General features: G+C 38.0%; 19 protein-coding genes. 4 read left to right on the top strand and 15 right to left on the bottom strand.

Annotated features, from left to right (window positions below; translation table 11 throughout):
• Nucleotide 1: 1 nt before the first annotated feature.
• Nucleotides 2-1,012, bottom strand: coding sequence for a tRNA (adenosine(37)-N6)-threonylcarbamoyltransferase complex transferase subunit TsaD (tsaD, locus tag FY048_RS02390; RefSeq protein ID WP_446089993.1), 1,011 nt, complete (start codon nt 1,010-1,012; stop codon nt 2-4).
• 145 nt (nt 1,013-1,157) lie between these two features.
• On the opposite strand from tsaD, the gene rpsU reads away from it, so the two are divergent.
• Both rpsU and FY048_RS02380 read left to right on the top strand, forming a co-directional pair.
• The gene (gene rpsU / locus FY048_RS02385) at nt 1,158-1,373 is read left to right on the top strand and encodes a 30S ribosomal protein S21 (RefSeq protein ID WP_001136722.1); all 216 of its coding nucleotides are present in this window, start codon (nt 1,158-1,160) and stop codon (nt 1,371-1,373) included.
• A gap of 25 nt (nt 1,374-1,398) precedes the next feature.
• The gene (locus FY048_RS02380; protein ID WP_446089992.1) at nt 1,399-1,845 is read left to right on the top strand and encodes a GatB/YqeY domain-containing protein; all 447 of its coding nucleotides are present in this window, start codon (nt 1,399-1,401) and stop codon (nt 1,843-1,845) included.
• Nucleotides 1,846-1,935: 90 nt separating this feature from the next.
• Here the strand turns inward: FY048_RS02380 and FY048_RS02375 are convergent, their stop codons facing one another.
• The 12 genes from FY048_RS02375 to FY048_RS02320 form a co-directional block, all read right to left on the bottom strand.
• Nucleotides 1,936-3,363 carry a M48 family metalloprotease gene (locus tag FY048_RS02375; RefSeq protein WP_446090280.1) on the bottom strand — a complete coding sequence of 476 codons (1,428 nt, stop codon included), beginning with the start codon at nt 3,361-3,363 and terminating at the stop codon, nt 1,936-1,938.
• 142 nt (nt 3,364-3,505) lie between these two features.
• Complete coding sequence (locus FY048_RS02370) at nt 3,506-4,471, bottom strand: 2-hydroxyacid dehydrogenase (protein ID WP_446089991.1); 966 nt, start codon at nt 4,469-4,471, stop codon at nt 3,506-3,508.
• A gap of 11 nt (nt 4,472-4,482) precedes the next feature.
• On the bottom strand, nt 4,483-5,130 hold the full coding sequence (locus tag FY048_RS02365) for a hypothetical protein (protein WP_446089990.1): 648 nt from the start codon (nt 5,128-5,130) through the stop codon (nt 4,483-4,485).
• Nucleotides 5,131-5,230: 100 nt separating this feature from the next.
• A complete protein-coding gene (locus tag FY048_RS02360) occupies nt 5,231-7,120 on the bottom strand; it encodes a M48 family metalloprotease (RefSeq protein ID WP_446089989.1) in 1,890 nt (629 codons plus the stop codon).
• A gap of 78 nt (nt 7,121-7,198) precedes the next feature.
• Nucleotides 7,199-8,740 (bottom strand): amidophosphoribosyltransferase, encoded by a 1,542-nt coding sequence (gene purF / locus FY048_RS02355; RefSeq protein ID WP_016137587.1) that lies wholly within the window; start codon nt 8,738-8,740, stop codon nt 7,199-7,201.
• A gap of 25 nt (nt 8,741-8,765) precedes the next feature.
• Nucleotides 8,766-9,353 (bottom strand): CvpA family protein, encoded by a 588-nt coding sequence (locus tag FY048_RS02350; RefSeq protein WP_446089988.1) that lies wholly within the window; start codon nt 9,351-9,353, stop codon nt 8,766-8,768.
• A gap of 6 nt (nt 9,354-9,359) precedes the next feature.
• The gene (locus FY048_RS02345; protein ID WP_199990476.1) at nt 9,360-10,364 is read right to left on the bottom strand and encodes a quinone-dependent dihydroorotate dehydrogenase; all 1,005 of its coding nucleotides are present in this window, start codon (nt 10,362-10,364) and stop codon (nt 9,360-9,362) included.
• 89 nt (nt 10,365-10,453) lie between these two features.
• Complete coding sequence (gspM, locus tag FY048_RS02340) at nt 10,454-10,933, bottom strand: type II secretion system protein GspM (protein ID WP_446089987.1); 480 nt, start codon at nt 10,931-10,933, stop codon at nt 10,454-10,456.
• A complete protein-coding gene (gspL, locus tag FY048_RS02335; protein WP_446089986.1) occupies nt 10,933-12,072 on the bottom strand; it encodes a type II secretion system protein GspL in 1,140 nt (379 codons plus the stop codon). The genes gspM and gspL overlap by 1 nt, the downstream gene beginning before the upstream one ends.
• Nucleotides 12,073-12,095: 23 nt before the next feature.
• Complete coding sequence (locus FY048_RS02330; protein WP_004791265.1) at nt 12,096-12,551, bottom strand: SixA phosphatase family protein; 456 nt, start codon at nt 12,549-12,551, stop codon at nt 12,096-12,098.
• Nucleotides 12,552-12,607: 56 nt separating this feature from the next.
• Nucleotides 12,608-13,681 carry an NAD(P)H-dependent glycerol-3-phosphate dehydrogenase gene (locus FY048_RS02325; RefSeq protein ID WP_446089985.1) on the bottom strand — a complete coding sequence of 358 codons (1,074 nt, stop codon included), beginning with the start codon at nt 13,679-13,681 and terminating at the stop codon, nt 12,608-12,610.
• A gap of 34 nt (nt 13,682-13,715) precedes the next feature.
• Nucleotides 13,716-14,291: a nitroreductase family protein gene (locus FY048_RS02320; protein WP_016137580.1), complete on the bottom strand. Its 576-nt coding sequence runs from the start codon at nt 14,289-14,291 to the stop codon at nt 13,716-13,718.
• Between the two features lie 209 nt (nt 14,292-14,500).
• Between FY048_RS02320 and FY048_RS02315 the strand changes: the two genes are divergently transcribed.
• Nucleotides 14,501-14,881 (top strand): hypothetical protein, encoded by a 381-nt coding sequence (locus FY048_RS02315; RefSeq protein ID WP_005046134.1) that lies wholly within the window; start codon nt 14,501-14,503, stop codon nt 14,879-14,881.
• A 37-nt stretch (nt 14,882-14,918) separates the two neighbouring features.
• Here FY048_RS02315 and rhlB read toward each other — a convergent pair whose 3' ends face one another.
• Both rhlB and FY048_RS02305 read right to left on the bottom strand, forming a co-directional pair.
• Nucleotides 14,919-16,070, bottom strand: coding sequence for an ATP-dependent RNA helicase RhlB (rhlB, locus tag FY048_RS02310; protein ID WP_446089984.1), 1,152 nt, complete (start codon nt 16,068-16,070; stop codon nt 14,919-14,921).
• Nucleotides 16,071-16,175: 105 nt separating this feature from the next.
• The gene (locus FY048_RS02305; protein ID WP_016137578.1) at nt 16,176-16,388 is read right to left on the bottom strand and encodes a cold-shock protein; all 213 of its coding nucleotides are present in this window, start codon (nt 16,386-16,388) and stop codon (nt 16,176-16,178) included.
• Between the two features lie 375 nt (nt 16,389-16,763).
• On the opposite strand from FY048_RS02305, the gene FY048_RS02300 reads away from it, so the two are divergent.
• Nucleotides 16,764-17,009, top strand: coding sequence for a sulfurtransferase TusA family protein (locus FY048_RS02300; RefSeq protein WP_446089983.1), 246 nt, complete (start codon nt 16,764-16,766; stop codon nt 17,007-17,009).
• Nucleotides 17,010-17,114 lie beyond the last annotated feature (105 nt).

The following is a 17,114-nucleotide window of genomic DNA, read 5'->3' as shown; positions in this document are numbered from 1 at the left end:
TTTACTCAGGAATAGACAACTCAGTCATTGGCCAACGTGGTGTTGTGGTTACAGCCAAACCATCATGTTGTCCTGCTTTTAAGCGCTGATAACCTGCAAAAGCAATCATTGCCCCATTATCAGTACAGAGAGCAGGCTCAGCGTAGTAAACTTGTGCTTTAATTTTAGCTAATGAAGTTTCCAACTGTTCACGTAATCGTAAATTTGCGCTGACTCCACCCGCAATAACTAGACGCTTAAGTCCAGTTTGCTTTAAAGCTTTTACTGATTTTTTTACCAAGGTATCTACAATTGCTTCTTGGAATGAAGCTGCAATATCTGCGTCTCGATTTTCACCATTCAATTTTTTCAATTGAACAGAAACTGCTGTTTTTAAACCACTAAAAGAAAAATCTAGACCTTGGTGAAGCATTGGTCGTGGAAATTCAAATGCTGACGGATTACCACTCAAAGCCAATTTCGCAATATTAGGACCGCCTGGGTATGGCAAACTCATCATTTTTGCAACTTTATCAAAAGCTTCTCCAGCTGCATCATCAATAGATTCACCTAAAAGCTCATATTGACCAATACCGTGGGCTGCCATTAATTGTGTATGCCCACCTGAAACCAATAAAGCAACAAATGGAAATTCGGGTGGTTGACTTGAGAGCAGAGGTGCCAACATGTGCCCCTCCATATGGTGGACACCAATTGCAGGTTTATTTAAAGAAAAAGCTAAAGTTCTTCCAAATAAAGCCCCTGTCATTAAGGCTCCCATTAAACCTGGACCACGCGTATAAGCAATCGCATCAATCTCTTGCTTTTTTATTCCGCTTTGGTCAAGCAATTGATTCATTAAAGGAATTAATTTACGAACATGGTCACGAGAAGCTAGTTCAGGTACTACTCCACCATATTCGGCATGAAGTTTAATCTGGCTATAAAGAACCTGTCCCCGCAAGCCGAGTTCGCTATCATAAAGTGCCAACCCTGTTTCATCACAAGAAGTTTCCAAGCCTAAAACAATCATCAAAACTGCCTTTTATATGAGTCAAAATATTGCAATCGCTATTATAGACTTGTGATATGAGTTGTAAATGAGTAAAATACTGACCTTCACTTGTGATCCGGCACAATAGTGTGCTTGATCTTATCCATAATCTAGAGGATTTTACATGCCACAAGTTAAGTTGAAAGAAGGCGAACCAGTTGACGTAGCTATCCGTCGCTTCAAACGTTCATGCGAAAAAGCTGGTGTTTTAGCTGACGTTCGTAAACGCGAATTCTACGAAAAACCAACTCAAGAACGTAAGCGCAAAAAAGCTGCTGCAGTTAAACGCTACCAAAAGAAATTGGCTCGCGAATCTGTACGTACTACTCGCCTTTACTAATTAATTTGTGATTGACTGCTGAATTATGACTACTTTAAAAAACCAAATTACTGATGCATTAAAAACTTCTATGCGTGCCAAAGATATGGCAACAGTGACGGTTTTGCGTAGTCTACAAGCAGCAATTAAGCAAATCGAAATCGATGAACGCATAGAGCTTGGCGACGCTCAGGTTCTTGCGGTCATTGAAAAGCAAATTAAACAACGTAAAGAATCGATCAAAGCCTTTGAAGGTGCTGGTCGTGATGATTTAGCTAGTAAAGAACAAGCCGAAGCTGAGATTTTATCCCAGTTTCTACCAGAAGCTATGACTGAGGAAGAGCTTGATTCTCTCATTGAGCAAACGATTTCTGCTCAAGAAGCAACTAGCATGAAAGATATGGGTAAGGTGATGAATTCTCTACGTCCGATCATAGCCGGGCGTGCCGATCCTTCTATAGTTTCAGCAAAAATTAAAGCTAAATTAGCTTAATTTCTTCTCTTAAATTTTATATTCCTTCAAACCAAAGTTCCTTTTAGTTTGCGAATATTTGTATATCTGAAAATTTTGAAAGATTTATCTTCAAATTTTCATTCTTCGCTCATCTTGCATTTGCTTTAATCTACTGTCTATTCTAGCCGACATGGCTTGATTGTTTTTTGCTAATCGCTGAGCATGCAACATCGATTTAATTGCATTTTCTTCACTCCCCGACCAATATTCAGCTTCCGCTCGATAGCGTAAAACATTGACTGCTCTCAAAGATCCTGCCTTGTCCAAATTAGCAGCTTGTTGTAAAAATTGCCAACCTTGTATATCTCTTGGATTTTTATTGATAAATCGTTGAACGAGAGTTTGAACCTGAGCAAATTTACCTTGACGTAATAGCACTTCAGCCAATTTATAACTAAAAGCTCTATTTTCAGGCATAGTCATTTGTGTTGAAGCAATTGAAGTATAGGCCTGATCCAACTTGTTTTGCCCCAGATAAATATCAGTCTGCAAGAGTGTAACGAGAGGTTTTCCACTCGTTTTCGCTTGATCTAAAGTGGACTGCGCCTGCACATAATCACCTTGTTTTACATAAAAAGCTGCCAAAGCAATAAGACCAGCAATATTTTTTTGTGAAGCTAAACTCTGTAGCTGGTTTTCAGTAGCCTGATTTGAAACTACCATTGTGTACCATTTTAAAATTTCAAAATCGACATCATATATACGATTTTTAACTTTAGGCATTTGGTTCGCACGAAGTCGAGCTTCACTCATGCGTTCAGTCGTTAGCGGATGGGTCAGCCAGAAATCTGGTAAAAAACTTACCCGACTAGTCGCGCGATGCATTGTTTCAAAATAGTCTGCCATACTTTGAGGGTTATAACCTGCTGCATACATATATTGCATACCAATACGGTCTGCTTCACGTTCCTGATTTCGACTATATGTTAACTGGCTATCCATTAGTGCAGCCTGCGTTCCCAACATCACTGCCGCTCCTGCATCTCCACCACCCTGTGCCGCTATGGCCACACCCGCCAAAAGCCCAGCTAAACTTAATAAAGTTTGCCCCTTAAAGGCTTCCTCTGAACGGCTAAAATGTCTCTGTGATACGTGTGCAACTTCATGGGCCATAACACCAGCGATTTCATCAATATTACGAGCTGAAGCGATAAGTCCTGTATTAAGCGCAAATAGGCCACCCGGAACAGCAAATGCATTAATTTGCGGGTCTTTAATAACAACTAGACCAATAGGTTGACCCAGTTGAGTCTCACTCAGAATATTTGAAAACACTTGAAAAAATTGGTCTTCGAGCCAGATATCTTGGATAACTGGCATTTGTTTATGGACTTCACGGAAAACTTTTTCACCAATAAATTTTTCTTTTTGTTGATCAAGCAAGCCTATCCCACTTCCGATATTAGGAATTTCCACCTGACTCGCAGATGGCTGAGGGTCGAAAGACTGTGCATACGAAGCATTTGCTATAAAAGTCGCACTTAAAATAACTGGCAAAAATCTCAAAAGTTTTTCTCTATTAAAATCAAACCATAAAAAAAGCCTATTAATGTAAACCATAAAAAAAGGTTTTCAATCAATAGACTTTTACTATATCACTCGAAATCGACTAGTTTTGCAATGAAGTGTTATTCATCACTTATATAAAGTTTTGGTTTACCAGATATCTAGGTGTTTTGTCCTCTAAAGCTTCAACCAAATTTTTATAGGCAAGATTTGCCATTTTTTTACGTGTTTCAGCAGTAGCTGAACCCACATGAGGTAACGTGACTACGTTAGGTAATTTAAAAAGTTCTGAATCTTGTAAAGGTTCTTTTTCATATACATCTAAGCCAGCAGCAAAGATCTGATTTTGCTGCAAAGCTTCAATTAAAGCTTGCTCATCAACGACTGAACCACGCGCAATATTAATAAAAATAGCGTGTTTCTGCATAAGCTCAAACTGAGCTTTACCCATTAAGGCTTTCGATTCATTATTTAAATCAACGGCGGTGACCACGAAATCAGACTGCTGTAGTAATTGATCCAAATCAAGATATTCTGCATTTAACGGTTCAGCTAATTCAGGCTTTTCACGACGATTATGATAAACAATATTCATGTTAAACCCATAAAAACCACGACGTGCAATTGCAGCACCAATATTACCAAGTCCAATAATACCCAATGTCTTTCCAAAAACATCTAAACCAAATTGCTGAGGCCCTACCGTTCTTTTCCATTCACCTTGTTTAGTCCAATGATCAAGAAAAGGAACTTTTCTAGCAGCACTTAGTAATAATGTAAAAGCAAGATCAGCTGTTGTTTCCGTTAAAACATGAGGGGTATTTGATAACCAGATTTTTCTTTGATTTAAATAAGCCAGATCATAATTGTCATAGCCCACCGTTACAGATGAAATAATTTTTAGTTTTTGAGCTGGCGCAAGGTTATTTTCATTAAGTAACCGTCCTGCACCAATCATTCCATCAGCATCTACAACGTGCTGTCGTATTTGTTCATTAATATCACCCAATTTAGGGTTAAGAACTACAACATGATAATCCTGTTGTAATCGAGACAAAATTTCTTCATCAATTTGACTAAAAACTACAACTTTTTTCATGTAAATCCCTACTACTCGTTGTTATCTTGCATTAATTTCCATAACCTTTTTTTAAGGAGTGGTTTCTCCAGCATTTCTTTTAAACTTGCCAAATGAATAATATTAGCGTGTTGAATATAAGAACAGTCACCAAGACACAATATCTTCTTCTCTGCTGCGACAGCATCTAAGAAGCCTTGTATATATGAACCAGCACCTCGCTGATCTTGATAAGTAGCTAAAGGAAAAGGCCACTTTAATTCAGCATACTGCCCTATTTTTGCTTTTTGTATGTTAATCCAAAGCTGTTTTTCTTCTTCATTTAAATTGGTAACATCTAAAAAAATAACACATTTTTCAAGAGAAAAAGCCTGCAACTCAAATGATACAATCTTAATGACAGGTGCTTGCACTTCATTACGAGACTCTATAACAGGTTGAACCGGCATTGACACTGGCACCACAATTTCAGGTTCAACTTTTGGAATATCGTTGATTTGTGGCTTTGTGGGCTGCTCAACAACTATGAACTCTACAGAAGGCAATATAATCGGTTCAGGTTCTTCAACAACATGATCTCGCCAAAGGCTTTGAGCATTATTTTTTTGGCATGTCTGTGTCTTAGGAATCCACAAATCAATTCCTAAAGTTGCCAATATATTTCTTTGCTGCCCAATCATGTGTGAATCAATACCTCTACTCAAGCTACATTCTAACGGGCTTCAGTTTTTTTTTCAGTGTTTTATTTCGTTCAGTTGTTTTTATAATCGTAGATGTCTTTTAAATAATCATCACACTATTTCTTTTTTGCATTTGCTCAACAATTTCTTCTGTCTCAAAGCCAAAACGCCAATACAATAATTCAAGTACGTCTAGTTCGTCTTGTGTGATAATACGATCACTCCACAAACACATTTCTGCAATCGCTAAAATACTAAGACGATCACGCAATAATAAACCCGCTATATCATTTAAAATTTCGGCCAAATCTAAAGGCTCATCCGAAATCTCATCATAAATATTCATTTCATCTGGATTGAGTAGCGAACGCAAAATACGCTCACGTACTTCTAACTGATTTGGACTATTAATTTGCTGAACATGAAGCAAGGCATCAATCAAACGAACAATTTGAGGTTTCACTTCTTCAAGTGCTGTTGGCAAATGTAACGGCATCAAATTCAATTCATATTTAACCCGCTCCAACAAAAGTGCATCTAACAAACCAATTTCGCCATCTTCTTGAATAATGAGCGCTAGTTTTGTTAGAAATTGCCGCGCAATGCTTGCTGGCATATGTCCAATGTTTTTACAGGCATCATGAAATATCTGAATATGAATACGGCCATCAAGATTTAATAAGGCATCAATAATGGCATGACTAACTGGCGCATCTTTAGGAATAAATTCTCGATATTGACGAATCATCAAAATAGCGACCATTACCTCACGTGAACCAGTAGCAGTTTGTAGCGCACGCTGAATGAGTTCAGGGCGCTTTTTATTTCGACGCACATCACTACTAAGAGGCTTAATGGCATCATTTAATGCAAAACTAATCGGTGACAATCTTAACAAAGGCAAAGGCTGTGGAGATGACCACGGTACATAAATTTCTTTTTCAGATTCCTCTAAAAAATGAAATAAACTAAATAACGGACGATTGCGGAGCTTTTTTAAATTTTCTAATTGTAAATCTTGTAGCAAAGTCGGATTTAACTCATAAATCCGTTCACGAATACTTGGGTGAATATTCATCCAGCTTTGCGGACTAAGTGAGTTCGCAAAACACATATGCGCGATTGACTCAGAATAAGCACTATGAATTTGTGAACCAGAATGGTGAACATAAATACGTAATAAAGTCTGAGTATTGGCACTATTTTTTAATAATCGTACCGTTTTTTGGTCATTACGAAATGTACGACCACTTAAGGTTAAATATTTAATAAATCGAGTAATCAGTACGCCTAGGCTTCCAGCCAGCCAAATAACACCACCCACCGCAACAAACACGGTTTCAAATTTATGTTTATAACCAGGGCTATAGCGCTTAAAACCCTGTTTTGCTAATTTACTGCCCCACTGGCTAAACGTTGTTAATCCACTATATAAAATCTTTAATTTAGTATTCTCAACAGCCTCACCCGATAAAATCTGATTAAACTCATGGCCCAACAAACCATATAGTTCAAGTTTATCTAGATTTTGCAGAGCTCCCCACGTCAAAATAATCACAATATCTTTAGGGTGAAAACCTGCTGTAAGTGCATTTACACCGACTTCATCAGGTAAAACATATAAGGTTGGAACTTTAAGTGAAAAATTTTGCGCCAAATATTCAGTAATTTTTAATGCTTCAAGCTCTTCTGGTGTACTTTCTTCTTTTACTAAACGACGTGCTTTAAGTTGTTTTGCTAAAGAATGTCCACCTTTACGCAAGATATAAAGTTCAGTAACTACTGACCAAACCATAATAAAAAGTAATAGTGCTACAAAATACGGACTTAAAGTGTGCCACCAAATGGGCTGACTATAATCAAAAAAATGGACGAGTAAACCTAAAATTAAATTTAAGATAAAAATGGTAAGCAGCACAGCAACCAAACACATAGTGATGGACCATGCCATATTCTTATTTTCGATTAGATAGTGGCTTACTTCTTTCAATGTAAATATTCCCAATTACATTGTTAGTTTTCATCATAAAAGAAAAAAGCGGGAAACACCCGCTTTTTTCAGCTATTTCTATTCTTCTTTAATGCCAGTTAAATCGACAGAAGCTGCGTCAACATTGACATCAATGTAACCATCTTTTTTCTTTTTCGCAGAATCATTACGCTTCTGCTCCAAATTATTTAGATAAGCACCATCAATATCGCCTGTGACATAGATCCCATCAAATACAGAGCAATCAAACTCAGTTAGATCAGGTACTTTGCTAGTACGTACTGCATTTTTCAAGTCTTCCAAGTCTTGAAAAACCAAACGGTCAGCACCAATAATTTCTTGGATCTCTTCTACACTGCGCTCTGAAGCAATTAGCTCAGTTTTAGCAGGCATATCAATACCGTAAACGTTTGGATACATGACCTGAGGTGCAGCTGATGCAAAGTATACTTTTTTCGCACCAGAATCACGTGCCATCTGGATGATTTCGTTACATGTTGTACCACGAACAATTGAGTCATCAACCAGTAAAACATTCTTACCCTTAAACTCAAGTTCAACAGGGTTTAATTTCTGGCGTACTGATTTTTTTCGCTGTTGCTGACCTGGCATAATGAAGGTACGACCGATGTAACGGTTTTTCATAAAACCTTCACGGAACTTCACACCTAGAATATTTGCAAGTTCTAATGCTGAAGTACGGCTCGTATCTGGAATTGGAATAACCACATCAATATCATGGTCCTCACCCCAGTCACGTAAGATTTTATGAGCAAGCTTTTCACCCATTTTTAAACGGGCTTTATAAACTGAAATTCCATCAATAATGGCATCAGGACGTGCAAAATAAACATATTCAAAAATACATGGGCGGTATTTTGGATTAGCTGCACATTGTCTTGAGTATAATTCACCATCAGCAGTGATAAAAATTGCTTCACCTGGTTCAATGTCACGCTCAATTTTGAAACCAAGAGCTGTAATAGCAACTGATTCAGAAGCGATGATGTATTCCATCTCACCTTGTTCAGTCATACGTGAACCATAGATCAGTGGGCGAATACCGTTTGGATCGCGAAAACCAACCAAACCATGCCCAGTAATCATTGCCACTACGCCATATGCACCTAGACAGCGCTCGTGTACACGAGTAACTGTGTGGAAAATATCATCTGGTGTAGGGTTTAAAGTACCGTTCTTCTGCAACTCATGCGCGAATACGTTCAAAAGAACTTCTGAGTCAGAATCAGTATTCATATGACGTAAATCTGTTTTAAACAGGTCATCATGAATGTCTTCGGCATTGGTTAAATTACCATTATGCGCAAGCGTAATACCATAAGGTGAGTTCACATAAAATGGTTGTGCTTCAGCACTGCTAGCAGAACCAGCAGTTGGGTAACGTACATGGCCAATACCATAATTACCAAGTAATGCTCTCATATGACGAGTATGAAAAACATCACGCACCATACCGTTATCCTTACGAAGGAAAAGACGGCCTTCATGGCAGGTTACTATTCCAGCTGCATCTTGCCCACGATGTTGCAACATCGTTAAAGCATCAAACAACATTTGGTTCACTGGCGATTTACCGGCTATACCAACAACTCCACACATAGCAACCTCGCAGACAAGCTAGGAATTAATAAAAAGGATTCTTTGTCGAATGGTCGGATCGGTTTTCTGAATCTTCCGATTCGTCCATTGTTTTTGAAGGGGTGCTTGATGCACTACCTCCAGATGTTATTTGATGAAATGCCTCACTCGCTGCATCTTTAGACAACTCAGTCGCTAAAGGTGCATAAGGCAGTAAAAATTGTATAAGTATGGACTGTTTCCAGTTTGGTGAACTTTCAACCCAAGGCCCTACGCCCTGCATTGTAATCAACACAACCAACAAGCCTTTTAAGGAACCAAAAGCACCACCTGCTAAACGATTTAATGGCCCCAATTTCAGACTTTTCAAGAGGCCATTTAAAAATGCAGTGACGATCCATGTTAAAACAATGATCAAAAGTGCTATAAATGCGAAAGCTGCAATTTTTTGAACAACGGGATCATGACTTAAACCCGACATGGACGGCGCAAGGAGGACAGCATATTTTGCACCCATAATTAATGCAATGATCCATCCTACCAAGTTCGCAAAGGCTTTGATAAATCCTTGTCGCAAACCGTTTAGCCCCCCAATGAGCAAAAGTATCAGAATAATGATATCAATTGTGTTCATATTCACTTAAGTCATGGCTGCAACACATTGCTTTACTAATATAGGACCGGTGTAAATCAATCCACTATAGATCTGTACTAGTGTTGCTCCAGCTTGCTGTTTGACTGCTGCTTGTTCACCCGACAAAATTCCACCCACACCAATTAACGGGATTTGTCCTTTTAACGTTTGGGCAAATAAACGTAAGCATTCTGTACTTTTTTCAAAAACAGGCGCACCTGACAAGCCGCCTGACTCATTACCATAAGGAAGATTTTCTACACCTTCTCTAGATAAAGTCGTATTGGTAACGATTAAACCATCAATTTTAAATTGCAATAATTGTGCTGCAATAAATTCAACATCTTCTGCTGTTAAATCAGGTGCAACTTTTAAAACTAAAGGAACATAATGGTTATATTGCTCGGCAAGCTCAAGTTGTCTTTCTTTTAATGTTTGCAATAATTCAGTTAATGCATCACCACTTTGTAAACTTCTTAAGTTCTTGGTATTTGGAGATGAGATATTAACGGTAATATAAGAAGCGTAGTTATAAACTTTCTCAAGGCAAATCAGGTAATCGTCAACAGCCTTTTCTACAGGCGTATCTGCATTCTTACCAATATTGATACCGAGAATTCCTTTAAATTTTGAAGCTTTGACATTCTCAACAAGCTTATCAACACCATCATTATTAAAACCCATACGGTTAATAATGGCTTTCGCTTCAGGAATACGGAACAATCGTGGTTGTGGATTACCCGACTGAGGACGAGGTGTAATTGTTCCGATTTCAATAAAACCGAAACCCAGTCCAGCTAAAGAATCAATATGGGCGCCATTTTTATCAAGTCCAGCCGCTAAACCTACCGGATTTGGAAATTCAATTCCCATACAGGTTGTTGGTTTTGATTCTACGCTCTGGCGTAGCAAGCCGAACTTATGTGCTTTATCAAGCATAGATAATGTTAATTCATGGGCACGCTCTGGTGCTAAACTAAACAACATCGGGCGAGCAAGTGAATATAACATACCAATCACAGTCTACTGATTTTAGGTAGGCATATTATAGGCACAGGTAGCACAAAACACCATGCTTAAGAACACCATATTTTAATATGTTACTGAACCGTCGCTGTTAATTTAATCTGTCCGTCACTTGAAACCATTTCCATCTTTTGAATACTTAAGCCCATTTGTGCAAGTTGGGTTAAAAAGTTAGCTAAAATTGCATAATTCTGATGAGTAACAATAATTTGTAACTGCTCACCATTTTGTTGAGAAGTAACCGTTAAACCTTGTTGCTGAGCTACTCGTTGTATTTTTTCTGATTGGCCTAATTCGAGTTCATTCGCTGGCTTCATGGTAACGGCATTACTCTGCATCCATACCATCAAATCTTTTAAATCATTTAAGCGCTGTTGTTGCTGCTCTGCCAAAGAATGCATTTTCCAAAGTGAAGCTCCGACAATAGCCACAACTACAAAGACTGTAGTAAAGACCACCATAATACGTTCACGCAGAGTTAAACGATCTAAATATTGAACGATTTGTTCAACCCACTGATCAAAGCGGTTTTGCAATTGAGTTATCATTTTCATTATTGTATTTTCACCACCCCAATTGCCCCACCACCATCGGCTTGAACATTACCGAGCTCCGCTTTAAAACCCTGCTGGTTAAGTTGCTGAGTTAAAGCTTGCAAATCGTCTGCCGACTTTGCTTTTAATGCCATAGTTAGTGTTGAAGCATCATAATTTAGCTGCTGAGCTAAAATTTGTCTTTGCATTAAAATAGGACCAACGCGACTCAATAAAGAAAGTACTTGTGTATCACCTTGCTTACTCATGCGTAAATGACTTTCAAATTGGCTTTTTATGTTTTGCTCATTTACACGACTAGAAGAACCAAACCAATATTTATATTGCTCAATCGTCTGCTCAGAGGTTTGATTAGCCACACTTTTTAACTTTACCCAGCGCAATAAATCATAGCTAAACTGAACCACTATAATTGCTAAAACCACAGCAGCACACGCTTTCCAATAACCAGAAACAGCTTGCTCTTGTCCTTTAGTTTTAGGTAGAACATTAAAAGGATGCTGTTTAGGTTTATCTAAAGCCTGAAATTGATAAATAAATTCTGAACGTTGCTCAGCACTTGAAGCTACCATCAAGCTTTCTAGCTGCTCTGTTGTTAAACCACTATATTGATAGTGTGCTTCAACTGGCTGGAACTCTAAAAACAATGCTAAATCATCTAGCGAATTACCCACCCATTTACTTTCACGCACAAGTAATTTCTGGTCAATATTACATAAGACCAATTGCTGATCTTGAGGTTCAGGTAAAATTAAAAAGTCTGGCAATAAAGCAACGAGTTTAATAGGCAGCAAAGCCATTGCATGTTGCCATGTTTCCACTGTTGTTTTTGCCACCCCCAATACGGTTAATTGATCAGCATGAAAATGATGAACCACTTTCATATGATCAATCGGCAAAGTCACAAATTCTTCAAGCAAATATTTAACACCATCTGCCCCGAGTTGCTTGTAATGAGACTTTGCCATGTGCTGCTGGAGTACCTGAGCATGGCGACTAGGGAAAAAGATGACAGCTTCTTTTCCTTGATGTGGTTGCAGGTCTTGTATTAATTGATCAAGACTTGCTGCCTGCAACCAGTTTTCTCCGTTAGACCAATGCCATATTCCATTGGTTTCAGGCATCCATAAATACAGCATAATGGGCTAAATGACCTTTTTAATTATATTGTGGGTACAAAACTATTTTTTTGTGTTGATAAACCAGTTGCAATAACAGCCTGATCATAAATTCGAGCTTCGGCAAGTGCAAATGGATTAAAGTTCTCATGTGTCAGTAGTTCGGCAATATGCCCTACTACATTCATGTGACACACGACTACAATTGACTCATACGGAACCTGAGACAACCACTCCACTGCTTCTTTAGCATTATCATCCGGTTTAATTTTATCGCATAACAGCACAGGCACATCTTTAAAATAAGTTTGAATATGAGCCAGTGTCTCTTGAGCACGCAATAAAGGACTAACTACAAAAATATCAGGCTTAACAATATCTTTTAAAAATGTTGCTGTCTGCTCAGCTTGAGCATGCCCACGAGCAGTAAGCGGACGTTTAGTGTCATTACCATTCACTGGAGGAGCGGCTTCCCCATGACGAACCAATGTCAGTTGCATAAATATTCCTTGTTAATAATTATTGCATTATAACCGTAATTTATGACATTTCTTCTTCAAACTTCATGATGAGGTAAAACAAACTCAACATCACTACGGTGTCCATTTTTCATAAGAGATAATGCAATATTTAAAGGTGGCGCGCCCTCAAAAATAACTTCATATAAGGCATTTGTAATAGGCATATATACGTCTAGCTCTTCGGCTTTACCACGCACCTGAACAATCGTATTAATTCCTTCCGCGGTTTGCCCCAACTCTTTACTTGCTTGATCAAGTGTTTTACCTGAACCCAAAGCATAACCAATCTGATAATTACGGCTTAATGGACTATTACAGGTTGCAAATAAATCACCAACGCCAGATAAACCTAAGAACGTTAGCGGGTTTGCCCCTTGTTTGACTGCAAAACGGCTCATTTCGGCCAAAGCACGCGTTAAAATCATACTCTTGGTGTTTTCACCAATCTTATAGGCAGCACCAATTCCCATTGCAACGGCATAAATATTTTTAAGTGCACCACCTAGTTCAACACCATGCACATCATCACTACCGAAAACTCGGAATAAAGCGCTATGAAGAGCATGCTGCACAGCATAACGGACTAATTCAGAATCACTGGCAATAACTGTACCAGATGGCATGCCCGCCATAATTTCCTTAGCGAGATTTGGGCCAGATAACACGCCATAAGGAACTTCTGGCAATTCTTCACGAATAATATCGCTCATGAAGCTAAAAGTTTTAGCCTCAACGCCCTTCGTTAAAGAAACAACAGCTTGTGCAGTAATAAAAGGAGCAATTTGCTTTAATACATCACGAAATGAATGACTAGGAATCGCCACCAAAATAATATCTCGATCACATACTGCTTGTTCTAGGTCGGACACAGCACGCAATGATGACTCTAAAACAAAGTCTGGCAAATAACGTTTATTAATATGTGTTTTATTGATTTCTTCTGCTGTATCAGCATCACGAATCCAGATCATGGTGTCGCAGCCATTACGTGCAGCTAAGTTCGCCATAGCTGTACCAAAACTACCTCCACCTAAAACAGTAATACGTAATGCCGTTTTTTTATCGACCGCAACAGGTTCCACTAAATCTGTAAACTTAAATTCAGTCATGCTTTATTATCCTATTTCTTACTTCTACAGACTTTTATGCCTGCCAAACTTTTACGAATTCTTTACTTTCAATATCTGCACGTGGTGCAATTGCTTTAGCTGCCGTGCCCACATAAATAATACCTGAAATCAAATCATGTGGTTGCAATCCTAAATGCTGTTTTAACCAATTTGACTCAACAACAGCTCCACTGCGCCACATCGTAGAAAAACCTTGAACTTGCAAAGACAATAAAAGATTTTGTACGGCAGCTCCAGTACTTAAAATCTGTTCAAAATGCGGAACCTTAGGATGATCTTGCAATTGCGTAAGCGCTAAAATGAGTAAAGGCGCACGGAAAGGATGTTGCTTAACCCGCTCAAGCTGTGCTGAATCAGTTTCACCCAAATCGGCCAATGCTTTTGCTAAAACCTCACCAAATGCAGCACGTTTTTCAGCTTCGATAACGACAAAACGTGTTGGTTTAAGTCTATGATGGTCAGGAGCAGTTAAAGCAGCTTGAAAAGCCAACTCTAATTGATCTGCATTTGGTGCAGGCTCAATCAATTGACCAATAGATTGACGTTGGTGAATATTTTGATGAATTATCTGTGTTGCTGAATCCGTCATTAATATTGATCTAACTCAAAAAATTCAAAATAGATTAGCATAATCTACAGATAATCCACCATTGTATCTAGAACATAAAAATAACGAGTTCACACTTTGACATTTTTCTAAGACAAAACATCAAAACTTATACAACGTCTTCAAAATCAATTAGAAAACTTGTGTTCAAATAATGAGATCTTTTGACGATTAACGATATTAGGTGAAATATGAAAAAAATAATTTTAGCGAGCGCATTAAGTAGTGTTGTTTTATTACTAGGTGCTTGTGCCACCACCCCTAAAAACACATTGGCCGTTCAAAAAGAAAATAATCAATTTGAAGTTACAGGCATTGGTAAAACAAATCTAATTGCAAAAAATAATGCGATTACTGCCGCTCAAAAAACTTGTTCAAAAAATACTACACCTGTTGTTGTAGATGAAAAAACAACTTATAACGGCGTATTAAAAGATGTAGTAAGCGAGAAAACAGGTCAAATGGTTGAAGCTGCTGCTGGTGTAATTGGCACCTTGACTGGTAAAAATGCATCCCTAGCAAAAGACGATGATTATCAAACAACACTTACTTTCTATTGTAAAATTAATTAATCAAAAAAATCCCAATCAAATGATTGGGATTTTTTTATTAGCAATAACCATCTAATCGGGTTAATGGCAATTTCTTACCAATTGCTTTTTCAATTTCTGGCAAGTAAAAAGCATCATCTTCTGAAAGAAAACTAATACTTATACCTTGTGACCCAGCACGACCTGTACGTCCAATGCGGTGAACATAATCGTCTGATTGCTCAGGTAAAGTATAGTTGATCACATGAGATACGCCATCAACATGAATACCACGGCCTGCAACATCCGTTGCGATCATGATATTATTTTTACCCTGTTTAAACTGGTCTAACATTTTTAAACGTTTATCTTGGGCAATTTCACCTGAAAGCATCCCGACCCGATACCCATCTCTCTTTAAATGATCATAAAGACGGCGTACTTGATCACGTCGATTAGCAAAAATCATGACTTTATCGATTGGTTCTTCACGCAAAATATCTTGTAGCAAACGATATTTATCTTGTTTAGCCACAACATAAACGCGTTGCTCAACATCGTTATTGGTTTTTTGCTCAGGTTCAATTTCAACAGTGATTGGCTCAAACAACCATTGTCTCGCCAAATTAAGCACGTCATAACTAAAAGTAGCCGAGAACATGAGGGTCTGACGTTCTTCCTTACGCGGGGAATAACGCACAATACGTTTTACAGAAGGAATAAAACCCATGTCCAATAAGCGGTCAGCTTCATCAATGACTAGGAATTCAATTTGATCGAGCCAAACTTCTTTTTGTTCTACAAAATCAATTAGACGCCCAGGAGTGGCAACTATGATATCGACAAAATTAGCATCTAGCTGTTTCTTTTGCTTATCAAAATCTACGCCACCTAAGAGTGTCACGATGTGTAAATCTGAAAATTTTGTGAGTAACTTCGCATCGCTTTCAATTTGCAATGCCAATTCACGAGTAGGCGCCAAAATCAGGGCACGTGGCTCACCACGAAAACGCTGCTCTTGAATCGGGTTATGTAATAAGTCATTAATGACACTAATCAGGAAAGCAGCAGTTTTACCTGTTCCTGTTTGTGCTCTACCAATTGCATCATGCCCGCCCAACGTATATTTTAAAACCTTTTGCTGAATCGGGGTCATTTGCTTAAACCCTAAAGCATCAATCGCCTTTTTAAGTTGCGGATGTAAATTCAAGGTTTCAAAACCAGATGTCATAAATACGTGCTCTAACAAACAATCTCTCTAGTGAGAAGATCATTATAAACAAAAACGCCCCAATTCAAAAATTGGAGCGTCCATGATTCATCAAAAAATGATGAATTAGTCTAAAGGCTGAACGTTTTCAGCTTGAAAACCTTTTTGACCTTGTACTACACTGAATTCTACGCGTTGGCCGTCACGTAAAGAACGGTGGCCATCACCAGCGATTGCACGGAAATGAACGAATACGTCATCACCGCCGTTACGTTGAATAAAGCCAAAACCTTTAGTGTCGTTAAACCACTTTACTACGCCTTGTTCGCGAGCTGTCATAAGTCAATCCTCAGATGTTGAAAAAAGGACCTTCCGGTGTTGCAAACAGCAGAGCAAACAAGTGTTTAAAATATTTATAATCTTAAAGCTTGTAATCATTCTGTAAAACTATCAACAATTTCCGGTTACATCCATTTGTTATAAGATTTTTAAACCAATTTAAGTGTGCGGTAAATCCTAAAACGGTTCGAGCTTACCATGGGTTTATGACAATTAATAGAATTTTTTTCAATTATTCTCCCTATTTTTAGTCCTTTTTTTAAACAGCTTATTACAATATTTCTTATAGGTAATTGCTTGTTTCTTCTTTTATAAAATGTGCAGCGTTTATAAAAAAATTTGTTAGAATAATATTTTTAGTTGTTTTGATGATGAATGACCAACACTTCTACTACTACAGCACTTATTGAAATTAATGCCTTGGGCCAACCGTGTCCGATGCCGTTATTAATGCTAAAACGCGAACTCAAAAAAGTATCGGGTAAACAGCTATTCTTATTAAAATCTTCTGACCCTCATAGTGAAATAGATGTAACTCGTTACTGTGGTTTACATCATTTTATGTGTCAGACGACACATATATCCGAAAGAGAATTTCACTATTTAATTGAAACTCAATGATTCTTTGATAAACTAAAAGATTAGAAATTGCATAAAATTTTACATTTCTCTACCCAATTTTCCTTAATTATGAAGCTGATTCAAATTAAGATGAATTTATTGGTT

The organism is Acinetobacter sp. 1124_18A (assembly GCF_052824995.1).
The sequence above is the reverse complement of the archived record's forward strand: the minus strand, read 5'-3'. Positions and strand labels throughout refer to the sequence as shown.

Bases quoted from the DNA above. Each gene is read 5' to 3' on its own strand.
- FY048_RS02350 (WP_446089988.1), bottom strand. From the start codon at position 9,353: ATGAACACAATTGATATCATTATTCTGATACTTTTGCTCATTGGGGGG.
- FY048_RS02365 (WP_446089990.1), bottom strand. From the start codon at position 5,130: ATGATTGGGCAGCAAAGAAATATATTGGCAACTTTAGGAATTGATTTG.
- FY048_RS02380 (WP_446089992.1), top strand. From the start codon at position 1,399: ATGACTACTTTAAAAAACCAAATTACTGATGCATTAAAAACTTCTATG.
- FY048_RS02300 (WP_446089983.1), top strand. From the start codon at position 16,764: ATGACCAACACTTCTACTACTACAGCACTTATTGAAATTAATGCCTTG.
- tsaD (WP_446089993.1), bottom strand. From the start codon at position 1,012: ATGATTGTTTTAGGCTTGGAAACTTCTTGTGATGAAACAGGGTTGGCA.
- gspM (WP_446089987.1), bottom strand. From the start codon at position 10,933: ATGAAAATGATAACTCAATTGCAAAACCGCTTTGATCAGTGGGTTGAA.
- purF (WP_016137587.1), bottom strand. From the start codon at position 8,740: ATGTGTGGAGTTGTTGGTATAGCCGGTAAATCGCCAGTGAACCAAATG.
- FY048_RS02305 (WP_016137578.1), bottom strand. From the start codon at position 16,388: ATGACAGCTCGCGAACAAGGCGTAGTAAAGTGGTTTAACGACACTAAA.
- FY048_RS02325 (WP_446089985.1), bottom strand. From the start codon at position 13,681: ATGACTGAATTTAAGTTTACAGATTTAGTGGAACCTGTTGCGGTCGAT.
- FY048_RS02315 (WP_005046134.1), top strand. From the start codon at position 14,501: ATGAAAAAAATAATTTTAGCGAGCGCATTAAGTAGTGTTGTTTTATTA.
- FY048_RS02370 (WP_446089991.1), bottom strand. From the start codon at position 4,471: ATGAAAAAAGTTGTAGTTTTTAGTCAAATTGATGAAGAAATTTTGTCT.
- FY048_RS02320 (WP_016137580.1), bottom strand. From the start codon at position 14,291: ATGACGGATTCAGCAACACAGATAATTCATCAAAATATTCACCAACGT.
- FY048_RS02330 (WP_004791265.1), bottom strand. From the start codon at position 12,551: ATGCAACTGACATTGGTTCGTCATGGGGAAGCCGCTCCTCCAGTGAAT.
- rpsU (WP_001136722.1), top strand. From the start codon at position 1,158: ATGCCACAAGTTAAGTTGAAAGAAGGCGAACCAGTTGACGTAGCTATC.
- rhlB (WP_446089984.1), bottom strand. From the start codon at position 16,070: ATGACATCTGGTTTTGAAACCTTGAATTTACATCCGCAACTTAAAAAG.
- FY048_RS02345 (WP_199990476.1), bottom strand. From the start codon at position 10,364: ATGTTATATTCACTTGCTCGCCCGATGTTGTTTAGTTTAGCACCAGAG.
- gspL (WP_446089986.1), bottom strand. From the start codon at position 12,072: ATGCTGTATTTATGGATGCCTGAAACCAATGGAATATGGCATTGGTCT.